This is a genomic window from Agrobacterium sp. GW821-FHT14E08, from assembly GCF_058803865.1.
Genome location: NZ_JBXAPJ010000002.1, coordinates 718,134 through 733,772 on the forward strand (window position 1 = coordinate 718,134; position 15,639 = coordinate 733,772).

The 15,639-nt window shown below is 58.9% G+C and carries 18 protein-coding genes; 8 read left to right on the forward strand and 10 right to left on the reverse strand.

Annotation, left to right across the window (positions count from 1 at the left end):
* Nucleotides 1-258 precede the first annotated feature (258 nt).
* The 5 genes from AC1ROR_RS12240 to AC1ROR_RS12260 all read left to right on the forward strand — a co-directional run bounded on the left by AC1ROR_RS12240 (nt 259) and on the right by AC1ROR_RS12260 (nt 4,530).
* On the forward strand, nt 259-957 hold the full coding sequence (locus tag AC1ROR_RS12240) for a DUF1045 domain-containing protein (RefSeq protein ID WP_208612384.1): 699 nt from the start codon (nt 259-261) through the stop codon (nt 955-957).
* Nucleotides 954-2,090 (forward strand): alpha-D-ribose 1-methylphosphonate 5-triphosphate diphosphatase, encoded by a 1,137-nt coding sequence (locus AC1ROR_RS12245; protein ID WP_080833042.1) that lies wholly within the window; start codon nt 954-956, stop codon nt 2,088-2,090. The genes AC1ROR_RS12240 and AC1ROR_RS12245 overlap by 4 nt, the downstream gene beginning before the upstream one ends.
* On the forward strand, nt 2,087-2,689 hold the full coding sequence (phnN, locus tag AC1ROR_RS12250) for a phosphonate metabolism protein/1,5-bisphosphokinase (PRPP-forming) PhnN (RefSeq protein WP_498589540.1): 603 nt from the start codon (nt 2,087-2,089) through the stop codon (nt 2,687-2,689). The genes AC1ROR_RS12245 and phnN overlap by 4 nt, the downstream gene beginning before the upstream one ends.
* Before the next feature lie 87 nt (nt 2,690-2,776).
* Nucleotides 2,777-3,817 carry an AraC family transcriptional regulator gene (locus AC1ROR_RS12255; protein ID WP_498589541.1) on the forward strand — a complete coding sequence of 347 codons (1,041 nt, stop codon included), beginning with the start codon at nt 2,777-2,779 and terminating at the stop codon, nt 3,815-3,817.
* A 467-nt stretch (nt 3,818-4,284) separates the two neighbouring features.
* Nucleotides 4,285-4,530, forward strand: coding sequence for a helix-turn-helix domain-containing protein (locus AC1ROR_RS12260; protein WP_035219567.1), 246 nt, complete (start codon nt 4,285-4,287; stop codon nt 4,528-4,530).
* 247 nt (nt 4,531-4,777) lie between these two features.
* Here AC1ROR_RS12260 and AC1ROR_RS12265 read toward each other — a convergent pair whose 3' ends face one another.
* From AC1ROR_RS12265 to AC1ROR_RS12300, 8 genes are all read right to left on the reverse strand, one after another.
* Nucleotides 4,778-5,767 carry an Ldh family oxidoreductase gene (locus tag AC1ROR_RS12265; protein WP_498589542.1) on the reverse strand — a complete coding sequence of 330 codons (990 nt, stop codon included), beginning with the start codon at nt 5,765-5,767 and terminating at the stop codon, nt 4,778-4,780.
* 149 nt (nt 5,768-5,916) lie between these two features.
* The gene (locus tag AC1ROR_RS12270) at nt 5,917-6,846 is read right to left on the reverse strand and encodes an energy transducer TonB family protein (RefSeq protein ID WP_035219570.1); all 930 of its coding nucleotides are present in this window, start codon (nt 6,844-6,846) and stop codon (nt 5,917-5,919) included.
* Nucleotides 6,843-7,328 carry a TonB system transport protein ExbD gene (exbD, locus tag AC1ROR_RS12275; protein ID WP_035219571.1) on the reverse strand — a complete coding sequence of 162 codons (486 nt, stop codon included), beginning with the start codon at nt 7,326-7,328 and terminating at the stop codon, nt 6,843-6,845. Before exbD ends, AC1ROR_RS12270 begins: the two co-directional genes overlap by 4 nt.
* A 6-nt stretch (nt 7,329-7,334) precedes the next feature.
* A complete protein-coding gene (gene exbB, locus AC1ROR_RS12280) occupies nt 7,335-8,507 on the reverse strand; it encodes a tonB-system energizer ExbB (protein ID WP_035219572.1) in 1,173 nt (390 codons plus the stop codon).
* A 193-nt stretch (nt 8,508-8,700) separates the two neighbouring features.
* A complete protein-coding gene (gene hutC, locus AC1ROR_RS12285) occupies nt 8,701-9,438 on the reverse strand; it encodes a histidine utilization transcriptional repressor HutC (RefSeq protein ID WP_142174709.1) in 738 nt (245 codons plus the stop codon).
* 35 nt (nt 9,439-9,473) lie between these two features.
* On the reverse strand, nt 9,474-10,259 hold the full coding sequence (locus AC1ROR_RS12290; protein WP_498589543.1) for an ABC transporter ATP-binding protein: 786 nt from the start codon (nt 10,257-10,259) through the stop codon (nt 9,474-9,476).
* The gene (locus AC1ROR_RS12295; protein WP_498589544.1) at nt 10,259-11,032 is read right to left on the reverse strand and encodes an ABC transporter permease; all 774 of its coding nucleotides are present in this window, start codon (nt 11,030-11,032) and stop codon (nt 10,259-10,261) included. Before AC1ROR_RS12295 ends, AC1ROR_RS12290 begins: the two co-directional genes overlap by 1 nt.
* Nucleotides 11,033-11,169: 137 nt before the next feature.
* Nucleotides 11,170-12,111 carry an ABC transporter substrate-binding protein gene (locus AC1ROR_RS12300; RefSeq protein WP_498589545.1) on the reverse strand — a complete coding sequence of 314 codons (942 nt, stop codon included), beginning with the start codon at nt 12,109-12,111 and terminating at the stop codon, nt 11,170-11,172.
* Between the two features lie 205 nt (nt 12,112-12,316).
* Between AC1ROR_RS12300 and AC1ROR_RS12305 the strand changes: the two genes are divergently transcribed.
* Nucleotides 12,317-13,024 carry a YoaK family protein gene (locus AC1ROR_RS12305; protein ID WP_498589546.1) on the forward strand — a complete coding sequence of 236 codons (708 nt, stop codon included), beginning with the start codon at nt 12,317-12,319 and terminating at the stop codon, nt 13,022-13,024.
* 27 nt (nt 13,025-13,051) lie between these two features.
* On the opposite strand, the gene AC1ROR_RS12310 is transcribed toward AC1ROR_RS12305, so the two are convergent.
* Complete coding sequence (locus AC1ROR_RS12310; protein ID WP_051795964.1) at nt 13,052-13,570, reverse strand: hypothetical protein; 519 nt, start codon at nt 13,568-13,570, stop codon at nt 13,052-13,054.
* Between the two features lie 78 nt (nt 13,571-13,648).
* On the opposite strand from AC1ROR_RS12310, the gene AC1ROR_RS12315 reads away from it, so the two are divergent.
* Nucleotides 13,649-14,287 carry a trimeric intracellular cation channel family protein gene (locus tag AC1ROR_RS12315; protein ID WP_035219581.1) on the forward strand — a complete coding sequence of 213 codons (639 nt, stop codon included), beginning with the start codon at nt 13,649-13,651 and terminating at the stop codon, nt 14,285-14,287.
* A gap of 71 nt (nt 14,288-14,358) precedes the next feature.
* Here the strand turns inward: AC1ROR_RS12315 and irrA are convergent, their stop codons facing one another.
* On the reverse strand, nt 14,359-14,778 hold the full coding sequence (gene irrA, locus AC1ROR_RS12320; protein WP_035219582.1) for an iron response transcriptional regulator IrrA: 420 nt from the start codon (nt 14,776-14,778) through the stop codon (nt 14,359-14,361).
* Between the two features lie 317 nt (nt 14,779-15,095).
* Between irrA and fabA the strand changes: the two genes are divergently transcribed.
* A complete protein-coding gene (fabA, locus tag AC1ROR_RS12325) occupies nt 15,096-15,611 on the forward strand; it encodes a 3-hydroxyacyl-[acyl-carrier-protein] dehydratase FabA (RefSeq protein WP_035219583.1) in 516 nt (171 codons plus the stop codon).
* Nucleotides 15,612-15,639: the final 28 nt, after the last annotated feature.

Here is a 15,639-nt window from a genome sequence, read left to right on the forward strand (position 1 = left end):
TTTTACGCGAAAGCCACACGGCTTTCGCCCTCCCGCTTTCGCTCGGCACAGAAGCAAATTTTCTTGCCGTGCAAACGCCTTCACATGGTGGCGCATCTTCAAGGTATTCTGGAGCCTGACTGCTTTTCGAATGCAGTTTTTTCCAGCTGCATCATCATTCTGTCACGGAAAGCGATTACCTCGCACTCCTGACCTTGCGGGAAGCGGGCGAGTCACGCCAAATAGCTTTTCATCCTTGGTTTTCCATGACACTGAAGAGTGCTTACCGTGCGCTACGCCATCTATTTTTCTCCGGCTAAAGATCATCCGCTAACCGAAGCAGCATCGCGCTGGCTTGGGCGGGATGCGTTTTCCGGCACTCTGCATGACGACCACGATAGCTATGCGGAAATGACGGAAGAGCCCCGCCGTTACGGTTTCCACGCCACGCTGAAGGCTCCTTTTGAGCTTGCTGAAAAATACAGCGAGGCAGACCTCATCACCGCTCTGGAAGACTTTGCCACCAGCCAGTCTGCTTTCGATGTTCCGCGCATTGTCGTCGGTGCACTCGGACCGTTTTTCGCGCTGGTCCCTGATCGCATCCATCAGCCCTTGCAGGATTTTGCCGCGGAGATCGTTGACCATTTCGACCGGTTTCGCGCGCCCCTGTCCGAGACCGACATTGCCCGGCGGCGGCCACAAATGCTGACGGAAAGCCAGCGGCAGAACCTGTCGCTCTGGGGTTATCCGCATGTCATGGATGACTTCCGTTTTCACATGACTTTGACCGGCCGTATCGATGAGGGCGATCAGCCCGCCATGCATGAGATTCTCACGGCGAAATTCGCCGAATTTACAGATCAGCCCCTCCACATTTCCGGCCTCGCTTTGTTCATAGAAGAAACGCGTGGCGCGCCCTTTACCGTTCATCGCTGGCACCCGCTTGGCCAGCAGCCAAAGAAAGATGCGACCCCATGACCGAGCACGCCCTTTCCAACGCCCGTATCGTTCTGGAAGACGATATTATTCTGGGTTCCGTTCTGATCCGTGACGGCAAAATTGCCGATATCAGCGAAGGCGCCTCCAAAACCGGAGAGGATCTCGAAGGCGACTTCCTCATCCCCGGTCTGGTGGAGCTGCACACCGACCATCTGGAACAACATTATTCGCCACGCCCCGGCGTGCTTTGGGACAAGATCGCTGCCATCCAGGCTCATGATGCACAGGTGGCGTCGTCCGGCATCACCACGGTGTTCGACTGCCTGCGGCTTGGCTCCGACGAGGATGGCGGCTTCAAGAAGGGCGAAATGCGGGAAATGGCCGACGCCATCGAGGCTGCGGCCGATCAGAACCGCCTGCGGGCAGACCACATGCTGCACCTGCGCTGCGAAGTCGCCTCCGCCGATGTGCTGGAACATTTCGAAGATTTCGAAACCGATCCACGCGTGCGGCTGATTTCGATGATGGATCATTCCCCGGGACAGCGCCAGTTCCAGTCGATGGATCAGTACATCTTCTATTATCAGAAAAAGCGCGGACTGAGCGACGAGGCCTTCGCCGAATTTGTCAGACGGCGGCAGGAAGCATCGGCGGAATTTTCCGCCAAGCACCGCGACTATCTCGCCGCCCGTTGCGCGGCGCGCGGCATAACCGTTGCAAGCCACGACGACGCAACCGAAGCCCATGTGGGCGAAGCGATTGGACACGGCGTGAAACTGGCAGAATTCCCCACCAGCGTCGAGGCGGCAAAAGCTTCGCACAGTGCCGGCATGAGCGTGCTGATGGGTGCGCCGAACATCGTCCGTGGCAAGTCCCATTCCGGCAACATCGCTGCACGCGATCTCGCCGAGCTCGGCGTGCTGGATGTTCTCTCTTCCGACTATGTGCCGTTCAGCCTGCTTTACGCGCCGTTCCTGCTCGCCGACCAGGTGGAAGCCATCACCCTGCCGGAAGCGCTCCGCATGGTCACCGCTACACCGGCACGAACGGTGGGCCTGCATGACCGCGGCCGCATAGCATCGGGATTGCGGGCCGATCTCGTCAGGGTTCACCGCGAAGATGGTGTTCCCGTTGCCCGTTCCGTCTGGCGTCAGGGCAAACGTGTCGCATGACCGGTGAGGAACAGGATAATCGGCGGGCCGGCGCAACGCCCGGAACCATGATCGTGATTGTCGGCCCGAGCGGGGCCGGCAAGGACACGCTGATGGAGTATGCGGCGGCACAATTGTGCGGACGGCCGGGCTTCCACTTCACCCGCCGGGTCATTACCCGTAGCGGCGATGCGGGCGGCGAAAACCACGATGCCGTGTCCATGACCGAGTTCAACCGCTTACAGGATGAGGGCGCCTTTGCGGTCTCCTGGCAGGCGCATGGGCTGAAATACGGCATTCCAGCCGCCGTCCATCACCATCTCAATGCGGGAGAGGTGGTGATCGCCAACGGCTCGCGCTCGGCGTTACCCCATTTTGGCGCCGCCTTTTCACGCCTCAAGGTGGTGAACATCGTTGCACGGCCGGAGGTGCTGGCGCGGCGGCTGGAGCAGCGCGGGCGGGAAAGCCGGGAGGAAATCCTCCTGCGGCTGGAACGCAGCTCGCTTGCGGTCGCCGGGGATTTCGACGTAACGACGGTGGACAATAGTGGTGCCATCGAAGATGCGGGGAAAACCATCATGCAGGTGCTAGAGCAGAACGCCCGCCCTGCCCGCCTCTAAAATCCCCCGGCCTAACCGCTCGACAAGAGGCCTTACAAAGCTTACCATCAGGCGACAATTTCCAAACATGCTACGCCAAGGCGAGGGATGCCCGACAAGAGGGTCAGCGACGAGATAACTGTGGTGGCCGGTCTTGCCGCTGGCGTCGGCAATTATGCGCGGTCGCGGGGCATTGATATCACCCCCATCTGCAAGGCTCTCGATATAAATCCCGCCACGTTCGACAGCCTGACGGAGCGTATCAGCCTCGACAGATTGTGCCGCCTGCTGGAGACCTGCGCATTGATCTCCGGTGACGATGCCTTCGGTCTGCAATGCGCTTCCACCTTTCCCGCCGGCGCATCCGGCGCATTCGGATATGGCCTGATCAGCGCGCCGACGGTGCGAGCCTTTCTGCGGTTTCTTCAGGATCACGTTTATTACGCGACCAATAATAGCAACTTCACCATGGTGGCGGATGCCGCGCAGGTTACCCTGTCATGGTCCTTTGCGCCGGTGATTGCCAAGCGCGATCAATATGTGGATTTATCGCTTGCTATTCTGATCCAGCGCCTTCGCGATATTCTAGGAGAGCGGATCAACCAGATAGAGATCGGTCTGGAACGGCAGAAACCGAATAATATTCAGCTATTTAAAGAAAGAATGACCAGACGCGTCAGCTTTTCCCAGCCTATCCATACCATGCGTCTTCCAACATCGCTTCTCGATGTGGTCAATCCGAATGCGGATGAGCGGCTGTTCGAACTGATGAACTTGCAGTGCCGGATGCTGCGGCCGGAAACATCGGCGGATGCGACACATTTCATCGATCAGGTGAAACGATACATGCAGGTGCGGCTCTCTGATGCGGAACTGTCGCTCGGCGAAATCGCACCCTATTTCAACCTGTCGGAGCGTAGTTTTCAGCGGCGGCTTGCGGAGCTTGGAACCAATCTCAACGAGATAAAGGACGCCATTCGCAAAAATGCCGGCTTCAAGCTTCTCGTGGAAAGCGACCTTCCGGTCTCCGACATCAGCTACAGGCTCGGTTATTCAACGCCAGGGGCGTTTTCGCGCTCCGTTTCCCGCTGGTTCGGGGCAACGCCCACGGATATTCGCAGAAAACACGCGCATCATTCCACCGGATAAGACCCGTTTTCTGCATCAATGTTTCGCAATCATCAAATAAATTTGTAAAATATATCGATGTTTATCGGCTTCTGTATCGAAACATAACAATAAAGACGCAGAACTTGGCGCGAGATGTTATTCTCTTGATATGGGATATCGCATAATAGAGCGCCGCGTGTCCCTTCGGGTATAACGAAAACATTCCAAAGCTTTGAATCTTTTATTGTTCTCGAAAGGCACCGATTCCGGTTCCTGGGAAGAATAATGGAGCAGTTTTCCATTGCCGAGAGATGATGCCGGGACCGGCTGGTGCGCAAGTGACCGTTTATTGCAGAATTCCTGATGCCTGACGAAACTCCTGACCGAGATTGGCGTTGCTGCTCAAGAGCAGACGCAGTGGTTAGCCGGCCGGTTCAAGGGATTGGAATTATAACAGACCCTGATCGTGCTGCGCGAAGGTCGATCTCTTTTGAGGCTGAAAGAACATGTCTTCGAAAACGCCGCATGAACATCGCCAAACACGTGAAATCGTCCTTTCGGACCGTGAACGACAGTATCTGGGACTGGTGGCACGGGGCAAACATCCCTCACACGTCGCCTTGATGACCGGTGCGGACGAAGCGGACGTAAAGGATACGCTGGAGCGGGTGCGCCAGAGGCTGGGTGCTGCCAATCTGCTGAATGCGGTCAGCATCGCGCTGCTGCGCGGCCTGATCGAACAGGATGCCTGATCGCGCCGGACCAAGGCCGACCGGCGCCCATGACCCGCTACGACAGCTTACGCGAAATCGTCCCCTTCCCGTAAGCCAAAACCGGATGAGCGGCTTTCTGCGTCAGAATCCTTCCTTTCAATGGAAGGATGGCGGACCAGAAGTGGTTCGGAAATGATTTCCGATCCACATCGACGCAGTGCAAAGCAGCTATAAACGGTTTGCCCGGCGGATCACTCGGTCCGCCGGGTTTTTATTTTTCGGCTCGTCAAAGCGACTGGATTTCAGCGAGAATATCGCTTTCGACGACGATCCCGCTTTCCAGAGCCTGCCTGCGAACGCCCTGGCTGCGCCGGCCGGGCAGACGCACATTCTCCTGCTTTTCTATTTCGCCAGCGATGAGCGCCAGTCGCTCGGTAAAAGCGGCACCGCCCGACGATACCGGATCTATGGCAATGATCGTGTGGCCGAGCGACGGCGGAGCACCCTTGTCATCCAGAAGGGAAGACGCCTCGAATGCGAAGTTTCCGCCGGTAATCGCTGCTGCCATGATCTCCACCATCAGCGCCAAGGCAGCGCCCTTAGCCTCGCCTGCGGGCACCATGGTTCCCTCTATGGCCTCTTCGGGATCGGTCGTCGGCCGGCCGTTTCGGTCCAGAGCCCAGTCGCCGGGGATGGTTTCACCCTTCTGGCGGGCCGCCATGATCTTTCCGCGTGCGACCTTGGACAGGGCCAGATCGATCACCAGCGGATCGGCGCCGCCGACGGGGGTGGCGAAGGCGATTGGATTGGTTCCATAAAGCGGTTTGCTGCCGCCCCAGGGCGCCATGGATGCCGGCGCATTGGCGAACATGAGCGCGACAAAGCCCATTTCGGCGAGCCGCTCGACCGTCAGCGCCATGACACCCGCATGATGGGAACGGTGGATCGCGGCAAGCGCGATGCCCTGCTGCCGGACCATGTCAGGCAATTCCTCAAGGGCGCAATCGATCGCCGGATAGGCATAGCCGTGATTGGCGTCGACTGAGAGGACGCCCGGCTTTACCCGCGCCGCTACGGGACGCGCCTTGCCATCGACCTTTCCAACCCGCGCCTGGCGAATATAAACAGGGATACGACGAAAACCGTGACCGCCTTGACCGGCCGCCTCGGAGGCGACGAGCGCCTTTGCCACCGAGCGGGCGTTTTGCGGCAGAACGCCATTGCGCTCAAAGATAGAGGATACGAGATCCTCCGCCTCTGCGATTGAGAATTTCATGATTTTCGTGATTCCTGTTGGCTTGCATGCGATGGGACGGATTGGTCCTACTTTGCGGCATAGGACCGCTGCAAATCAACATGGAAAATAAATCAGGCATCCCATCCTTTCCGGAGCTGGGATGCCTGAGATAATCGTTCAGTTCCAGCCTACTTGAAAAGAATCGGCAAGGTAAAACTCGTATTTGCGCCTGGAGGGGGCGGCGAGACGGACGCCTTTTGTATGACGGCCAGAAGCTTCTGGTCCATCGCCGAGTCGCCGGTGGATGAAACAATCCTCGCACCGCCGACGGATCCGCCGCTGTCAATCTTGAACGAAACCGTAATGGTCATTCCCGATTTTCCAGCCGAGCGAACCAGTCGCCGTTGCATCGCCGAGCGCACTTTCGCACCCCAGTCGGCATTTGACATGGACGAGGACGAGAAGAAACCGGCATTGCTGCGTGATGCCGCCGTCCGATCGGACTGCTGGGCTTCCGCCTTTGCGGTTTCGCGCAATTCCGATGCCTGCTGCGGCTTGGGACGCTGGCGCTCAACCTTCTTTTTCTCTTCCGGCTCTTTCTTTTCCACCTTCTTTTCGACGGGTGGCGGCGGAGGCCTTACGACTGGCAAGGGAACCTCGACATTTTCGAGTTCCGCCATCATCTGCTCCTGAACAGGATCGATGGGTTCCACGGGTTCGGGAATTTCCTGCGGTTCGACGATCTCCTCGACCGGCGGCTCAGGCGGCTGCACCGGCTCCGGCGGTGGTGGCGGCGTTTCCGCAACCGGCTCCGGTGGCGGCGGCTCTTCCGGGGCGGCTTCCTCCACCGGTTCGCTGCTGTCGCTCTTCACCTCTTCCGCGTCTTCGACATCCTGCGCCGGCGTCGTTTCTTCAGTCTTGACGGCTTCCGGTATCGCCGCCATTTCGATCATGATCGCGGCAGGAGGCGGCCCGCCGGCTTCCTGCTCCTCGGGCTCCTGCATCAGATAATAGGCAAAACCGGCATGAACGCCCAGCATGAGCAGCGCCGCGGCGGACCACAGCGTCACTTCCCCGAGACGGGAATGCCGGGCCTGCGGGTAGCCGTTTTCAGTCATGGCGCGGTTCCCTGCGCTGCCGGCGCCACGGGTTGGCCAGCAGCGGCGGGCTGCGACGCCGCAGCCGCGTTTTCCAGTCCCACCAGGGCGATCTTCAGATAACCGGCATCTCTCAGCAGGTTCATGATTTCCATGAAGTGGCCGTAGTCGACGGCCTTGTCGGCACGCAGGAAAATACGCGTGTCCTTCTTGCCGCCGGTCTGCCTGTCGATGGCGGCCGCCAAGGCTTCGCGGGCAACCGCGTCATTACCGAGATTGAGTGAGAGATCGTCCTTGACCGTCAGATAGAGCGGCTCCTCCGGACGCTCCGCCGGCTTGGCCGTGGAGGCGGGCAGATCGACATTCACATCCACGGTCGCCAGCGGCGCGGCGACCATGAAGATGATCAGCAGAACCAGCATCACGTCGATGAAGGGCGTGACATTGATCTCGTGGTTTTCGGAGAGATCGTCTCCGCTATTTTCGCGAATACCGCCAGCCATGACCGATCACCGTCCAACCAGCGATACTGCTGGCTTGCTGGCGCTGCCCGGCGGAATACGGCGGAAATCGAGGTCGCGGCTGACGAGGCGTTCCACGCCGGCTGCTGCATCCGCCAGCAGATGGCGGTAACCGGTGATCGAGCGGGCGAAGACGTTATAGATCACCACGGCCGGAATGGCGGCGACGAGACCGATGGCGGTGGCGAGCAGCGCCTCGGCAATGCCCGGCGCAACAACGGCAAGGTTGGTCGTCTGCGATTCCGAAATGCTGATGAAAGAGTTCATGATGCCCCAGACGGTGCCGAACAGGCCGACGAAGGGAGCGGTGGAACCGATGGTCGCGAGAACGCCCGTTCCGCGTGACATGCGGCGACCGGCATGGGTTTCAATACGCGACAGCGCCGAAGAGACACGCTCCTTGATACCGCCGCCATCCGTATGTTCGACCACCGCATCGGAAAGCTGCATTTCGTGGGTCGCCATGCGCAACATCAGCGCTGCCGGCCCGCCCTTCTTTTCGACGGCCTCAGTCGCCTCGTTCAGGGTCTTTGCCCGGCGGATGACCTTAAGCGTCGAACCGGCGCGTACGCGGGCACCGGCAAGTTCGATCGACTTCGCAACCCATACTGTCCAGGTGACGAGCGATGCGAAGGCAAGACCGATCATGACACCCTTCACGACCCAGTCCGCCGCCATGAACATGCCCCAGGGGGACAGGTTGTGCGGAATGTCCGCACGATGTTCAGCACTCGCAGGCTCGGCACTTACGGGTTCAACCGGCGTCGAGACTTCGTTCGGCGCGGCTGTTGCGTTCGTTGGTGCGGGCTGTTCAGTCTGTGTCGGCTGTGGTGCGAGACCTTCAGCCGCCGGCGCGGAGTTACCTGCGGCAGGCGCAGGCTGCAGCGGCGCAGGCGCGGCAGCGGCTGGCTGCTCCGGTGTAGCAGCGGAAGGCGGTGCCGGCTGGATTGCCGGAGCGCTCGGCGTTTCCGCCGGCTGCTGCGCAGGCTGAACCGTTTCCGTTCCCGGGGCGGACTGTGTCTGGGTGTCAGATGCCGACTGAGCAAAAACCGCTCCGGCACTCAAGCCGGCCAGCAAGGTGACCGTCATGGCAAGTGAGATGTGCCGTGTTTTGTTTGCCTTGGTGAAGGACGCGGAAGAAGTTGAGGTCTCAGCTGACATAATTTTTATCCCGGATTTCCGTCGATGAACTCATCCGCAGATTGACCGGTTCCTGAAAACCGGGGTCATGAACGGATACCGTCGTGAAAGCTTGACGTTCCGATAATAAACCTGAGTTCTTTTGACAACTATTATATTGTCAAAAGACCACCCGTAAACTCTTCTTTACAAAAAATTGACCGTCGGAGCGCCCTCAGGCGTTTTGAGAGGGCGAAAATTGCGCCACGAGGGCGTGGCGGTCACCGGGATAGGTCACCCGGACGCTGGTGACGTAGTCCGCCCCATGCCAGGTGCGGCGATGGATGACCAGACATGCCGCACCGGAGGTTATGCCGAGCGCTGCCGCATTTTTACGGTCGGCGGAAACGGCGCTGATGCGATGTTCGGCAGCGCTCCATGGAACCATCTTCAGCAGCCAGGTTCCCGGGCCGATCTGCGAAAAATCGGCAGATTCCGCTTCCGGAACGGCGGTGACATTGATGATGCGTTCCTCAAGGCAAAAGGGAATACCGCCGGCGAAATGCGTGCAGGTAAGTTCCAGAACCCGGGCGTCCGCGGCAAGCGCCATGGATGCGCCGTCTTCTTCCCCCGCAGGGCGCAGCCGTCGTTTGTCGAGACGGTAACCATAGACCAGACCCAGCGTCTGCACCTCCCGCTCGATATCGTGAATTTCCAGAACGGCCGATTGCGCATGGGGCTGGCGAACGAAGGTGCCGAGACGGCGGCGTCTTTCGATCAGTCCGCGCTGCACCAATTCGCCGAGAGCCTTGTTCACCGTCATGCGAGAACAGGCATATTGACGGGTCATCTCGTGTTCGAAGGGAATGCGGTATCCCGGCGGCCACTCGCCCGACATGATATGACGCTCGACATCATTGCGGATGCGCTCGTGCAGCGATTTTTCCTGAAGATCGGCGCCTGTGCTCCTCATCCCGATGCTTCCATCCTCCCGTTTTGATGGGTCAACTATCCATGGGCAGCGGCGGCAATCGCCTCACTGCGAATTTCCTCCGTCAACTTCGCACGCAGCTCGGAAAATTCCGGGCTGGCCTTGACGGTGTAGTGACGCGGATGCGGCAGGTCGACCGGCGTGATCGACTTGATGCGACCCGGCCTTGCGGACATGGTCACCACACGCGACGCCATGAACACCGCCTCCTCAATGTCATGGGTCACAAAAATGACCGTCTTCTGCTCCCGCTCCCAGATGCCGAGCAGCAATTCCTGCATCAGCCCGCGCGTCTGGTTGTCGAGAGCGCCGAAAGGTTCATCGAGCAGCAGGATTTTCGGGCCGTTGGCCAAGGCACGGGCGATGGCCGTTCTTTGCTGCATGCCGCCGGACAATTGTTTCGGCCAATGGTTCTCGAAACCGCGCAGGCCGACCTTGTCGATATAGCTGTCGACGATCTCCCATTTTTCCTTCTCGGCAACGCCGCGTTCACGCAGGCCAAAGGCGACGTTTTCGCGGATCGTCAGCCAGGGAAATAGCGTATAGGACTGGAACACCATGCCGCGATCCGCCCCCGGCCCCGTTACCGCTTTGCCGGACAGCAGCACTTCGCCCGTCGTCGGGCGGTCGAGACCGGCGATGATGCGCAGCAGGGTCGATTTTCCGCATCCCGACGGGCCGAGGATTGTGACGAAATCATTGCGGGGGATTTCCAGATCGGTGGGCTGGAGGGCCAGCGTCGGCTGCCCGCCCTGCACACCCGGAAAGGTGCGGCTGACGCCCCTAATAACGAGTTCGCTCATCAGGCAAGCCTCCAGGCGAAAAGCTTCCGGTTCAGCGATTTGAACGCGAAGTCCGAAATAAGACCGATAATGCCGATGACGATAATACCGAAGATGATCTGCCCGGTCGCCATCAGCGCCTGGCTGTTGATGATCATATAACCGATGCCCGAGGAGGCGCCGATCAATTCCGCAACGATAACGTAGGTCCAGGCCCAGCCGAGAACGAGACGGAGGATTTCGGCAATATCGGGCGCATTGGCGGGAATGAGAACACGGCGCACCACACCCCGGTCTTTCGCGCCAAGCGTATAGGCCGCCTCCACCAGATCACGCCGCGTGCCGGCGACAGCCACGGCCACCATCAGGATGATCTGGAACACCGCGCCGATGAAGATCACCAGCAGCTTCTGCATTTCGCCAATGCCGGCCCAGAGAATGAGGAGCGGTACGAAAGCGGAAGCCGGCAGATAGCGTGCGAAGGAGACGAAAGGCTCAAGCAACGCCTCGATGGGCTTGTACGCCCCCATGGCGATGCCAACTGGCACGGCAATGAGCGATGCCAGCACGAAACCGCCCACCACGCGCCAGATCGTCATGCCGATATCGCTGGCAAAACCCTGATCGGTGAGCAGATAAATGCCATCCTTCAGCATGGTAATGGGGTCGGCCAGAAAGGTTGGCGATACGAAACCGCCCAGCGTGGCAAAGCCCCAGGCGGAAAAAAACAGCACGAAGAACAGGATGCCGAGGATAATCCGCGTACTGTTCCTTATGGGTTGAAGAGGTTGCATCTGTCGCCTGTCCGAAAAACCGGCGCGGCATTTTCGCCGCGCCATCGGAGCGCCTTGCGCTTTTCGTGACGCACAATCGACGCTCTCGCTTAACTTTGGCGGCAACATTCCCTACCGAAATGTGGCCGCCTTTTCTGCTACTTGATGAAGGATGTATCCGCGAGGGTCGAAAGATCCGGTTTCGACTTTATCACGCCGATTTCCAGCAGCAGATCGGCCGATTTTTCGGAGAAGGTCTTGAATTCGCCCTCGAAGAACTTCTGGTTGGCGGCCTTGTCCTGCCATTCTAGGAACTTCGCCGAGGCTGCGAATGCCTCTCCTGCCTGCTTCACATCCGCGCCCATCGTCGCATAGGACTTCTCAGGCTCGGCCTTGATGAGGTCGAGCGCCTGGAAATAGCTGTCCGCCAGGGCTTTCGCCGCCTGCGGATTGGCCTTCAGGAAATCCGGTGTGCAGCCGAACGTATCCATAACGGCGGGATATTCGAGCGTCGTGGCGAGGATTTTTCCCTTGTCGGGCGCGGCGCGCACGGTGGACAGATAGGGCTCATAGGTCATGGCCGCGTCGTTCTGGCCAGCCACAAATGCCTGCGCGGCCGGTCCCGGCTCAAGGTTGACGACCTTGACGTCCTTCAGGGTGAGGCCGTTTTCCTTGAGTATCCAGGCAAGGAAGAAATAGGGGGACGTGCCCGGCGCGGAAGCGGCAACCGTCTTGCCCTTCAGGTCCGCGACTTTCGAAACGTCACCGCGCACCGCAATACCATCGGCGCCATGCGATTTATCCATCTGGAATATCTGGGTGGATTTCACGCCATTGGCATTCCACGCGATCCATGTTTCCACCGTGGTGGCGGCGCACTGGATGTCACCGGACGCAAGGGCCAGATGCCGGCTGGCCTGTGGAATTTTCTTGATATCGACCTTCAGGCCGTTCTTTTCAAAAATGCCCGCCTGCTTGGCAAGTGTCAGCGGCGCAAAGCCGGTCCAGCCGGACATGCCGATGGTCACCGACGTTTCCGCATAGGCGGTAGCGGATGAAACAAGCGCTGCGATTGTGGCGAGAACCCACGTTTTTTTCATGATCTGAACCCCATTTTGATTTATTTTTGTGCGACATTTTTTATCGCTTTATTTGAGGCATGGTAGGCAGGGATTTTATACTTGTCTAGACAAAATGGCGCGGCTGGTAACGCATCAGGAAAGATTGCAAACGGGCCTCCCGGCATTCTAGACATAGGATAGCACGGTCGGCGTATCGGCCGTCGCTTTTCATATCGAGCCTTCCATGACCAGACAAAGACGCCGCAGCATCATCAGGGCAAGACGCACCGGAACCGGCATCGCGCTGGTAGCCGCCATTTCCTTCATCGCCGGCATGACGGATGCCGTGGGTCTTTATATTTCCGGCGATTTCGTCTCGTTCATGACCGGCAACACCACGCGCGCCGCCGTCTCGATGGAGGCCGGCACCTACTCCCATGCCGTGAAACTGCTTTTCGCAATCGTTGCCTTCGTGGCGGGCAATGCCGGGGGTATTTTGGTCGCCCATAAATTCGACCGGCGCATCTTTGCCGTTCTCATGGGCGTGGGGGCGCTGATGGCAATTGCAGCGCTGTTGCGCAATGAGGCCGCCCTCGCGCAGTTTTATCTCGTCGTTTTCGCCATGGGCATGGTCAATGCCGCGGTCGAGCATATTGAGGGGCTACCGATCGGCCTTACCTATGTGACCGGTGCTCTTTCCCGCTTCGGCCGCGGCATCGGCCGTTTTCTCCTGGGCGAGCGGAGCCTCGACTGGGGTATTCAGATCGTACCGTGGCTTGGCATGATATGCGGGGCGATCTGCGGCGCGGTGCTCGGTGCCACACTCCAGTCGGATGCCCTATGGGTGGTGGCGGCAACAGTTTTTGCCGTCGCGACTGCTACCCTCATCATTCCGCGCTCTCTTCGCCACCGCTATAATCAGAGGGTCAAAATCAGGCGCATCGCGCCATGACCGCCCTTGCCGCCAACGGCTTCGCCGTTACTTGCGCGAAATGGTGACGAACTTCGTGCCGCGCACCCGCACCGTCATCAGGCAGGGTTCCTTGTCCGTGCGCTCGCAATAACGCGGGTGCATCTTCAGCACGAAGACCATGTTGCCGAAACGCTTGATGAAGTCGTAGCCGTAAATCCGGGCTGTGGCGATCATCAGATAGCCGCCCTCTTTCACCTGGACGTAGAAATTATAGGGGCATCCCTCGTCGTCGCAGCTGCGACCTTTTTCACCATCGCAATCCAGAACACCGTGATTGACGACCGCATCCATCAGGCCGTCATTATTGATATCCAGCCGCGTGACGAAATCGTCGCCGAAGGCCGCAACCTTGCACTCCTTGCGGAAATGGTCCTTCTCATAAATCTCGGGATCGTTCACCAGCTGCTGCTGTGCCGACAGCGCCGCCGGAAACATCAAAAGGACCAGCGCCTGAAGAGCGGCAACGAGAGCGATTCGCACGGCATTTTCCTTTGCATCCGTTTCGGTTATGGATGTTGCGATCATCCGGGCGGCCAGCCTAGAGTTTAGTGCTTGCGCGACACTGACGTGTTCGCAGCCCGTGTTTCCGGGGGGAACCTTTTCATGACACTGCTGGGTTTTCTCGACTATGCCGGCGTTGCCGTCTTTGCCGCAACCGGCGCATTGGCCGCTTCGCGCAAGCAGCTCGACCTGATCGGCTTCCTGTTTTTCGCAGCCGCGACAGGGATCGGCGGCGGAACGGTGCGCGATCTCGTGCTAGGCAGGGCGCCGGTCTTCTGGGTAGTGAACCCGACCTATATTCTCGTCTGTGTCTCAGTTGCGGTTCTGCTCTTCTTCACCGCACATCTTTTCGAATCCCGTTACCGGGTGCTGATCTGGCTCGATGCCATCGGCCTCTCCGCCTATTGCGTCATGGGAGCGGCCAAGGGGCTGGCCGCGAGCGGCTCGGCAACGGTGGCCATCGTCACCGGTGTTCTGACGGCGACGTTCGGCGGGGTCCTGCGTGATATTCTCGCCGGGGAACCATCCGTGCTGCTGCGCCCGGAAGTCTATATCACCTGTGCCCTTTTGGGCTCTTCCATCTTCACCGGCGCCTATTTCCTCGGCGCGCCGCTTTATGTCGCGTCAGGCATCGGCGTGCTGACGGCGTTCGGCGTCCGCTCCGGCGCATTGATTTTCGGATGGACCTTTCCGCCCTACAAGGCCAAACCCGGCAGACGGCCGGAAGATATATTGAAATGAGGCGGCAAAGGCCTGAAACAAAAATGGCGCCCGGAAGGCGCCATTTCTAATGAATTTTTCCGGCCAAAGCTTCAGCTGCGCTTGCGGCGAAGGCGGATGACCACGTCCACATGGGCAATTTCCATGCCTTCGGGCGCTTCAGGCAGATTGCCGATCTGGAGATTGTTGACGGGGATATCGAGAACCTCGTTCTCGCCCTCAACAAAGAAATGATGGTGGTCGGACACGTTCGTATCGAAATAGGTACGCGCACCCTCGACAGCCAGAACGCGGATCAGGCCGGCTTCGGTGAACTGATGCAGCGTATTATAGACTGTGGCAAGAGAAACCGGCACGCCGGCGGTGACCGCCTCGTCATGCAATTCCTCGACCGTCAGGTGCCGGTCGCCCTTTGCGAAAAGAAGATCGCCCAACGCCACGCGCTGGCGCGTAGGCCGCAGCCCCGAGCGCCGCAGCCTCGTTCCGATATCCAATGTGGCGTCAAATGCCATGCAATCCCATTCCAAGCACAGGGGTGAAACTTGCCAATTGCATTAGCATATATCTTTTGCAGCGAATGCTTTCAATAGTTTCAGCGCCGTCGTGTGTCGCAAATGGCCGCAAACCGGCCATTCCTGCAAATTTCCTCTGGTTCCTGCCGGATGGTTCCTGTATGCGGACGGCATATTGAGGTAATGACTTCTGCAAAGAAGGTTCGAAGACAAAGATATGGGGGCTGAGCGGCCTCTGCCCTTGCAGCGCTTCATTTTGAACCTAACTTGCTCTAGTGAAGTCAATCAACACCAGTAATTGGGGAAGTGAAAGCGGTATGGCAACGAGGCAATCAAGTTACAATTATGAGGAGATCCTTTCCTGCGGTCGCGGCGAATTGTTCGGCCCGGGAAATGCCCAGCTTCCATTGCCCCCCATGCTCATGGTTCACCGCATCACCGAAATCTCCGAAACCGGCGGCGCTTTCGACAAGGGTTTCATCCGTGCCGAATATGATGTGAGCCCCGACGACTGGTATTTCCCCTGCCACTTCCAGGGCAACCCGATCATGCCGGGCTGCCTTGGCCTTGACGGCATGTGGCAGCTGACCGGCTTCTTCCTCGGCTGGCTGGGTGAAGAAGGCCGCGGCATGGCGCTGTCGACCGGCGAGGTAAAGTTCAAGGGCATGGTCCGCCCGAACACGAAGCTCCTGCAATATGGCATCGACTTCAAGCGCGTGATGCGCGGTCGTCTTGTGCTTGGAACCGCAGACGGATGGCTGAAGGCGGATGGAGAAACCATTTATCAGGCGACTGACCTTCGTGTAGGGCTATCGAAGGAAAAGACCGCCTGAAGCAGACGGAATATGTCCTGGCAAAAGC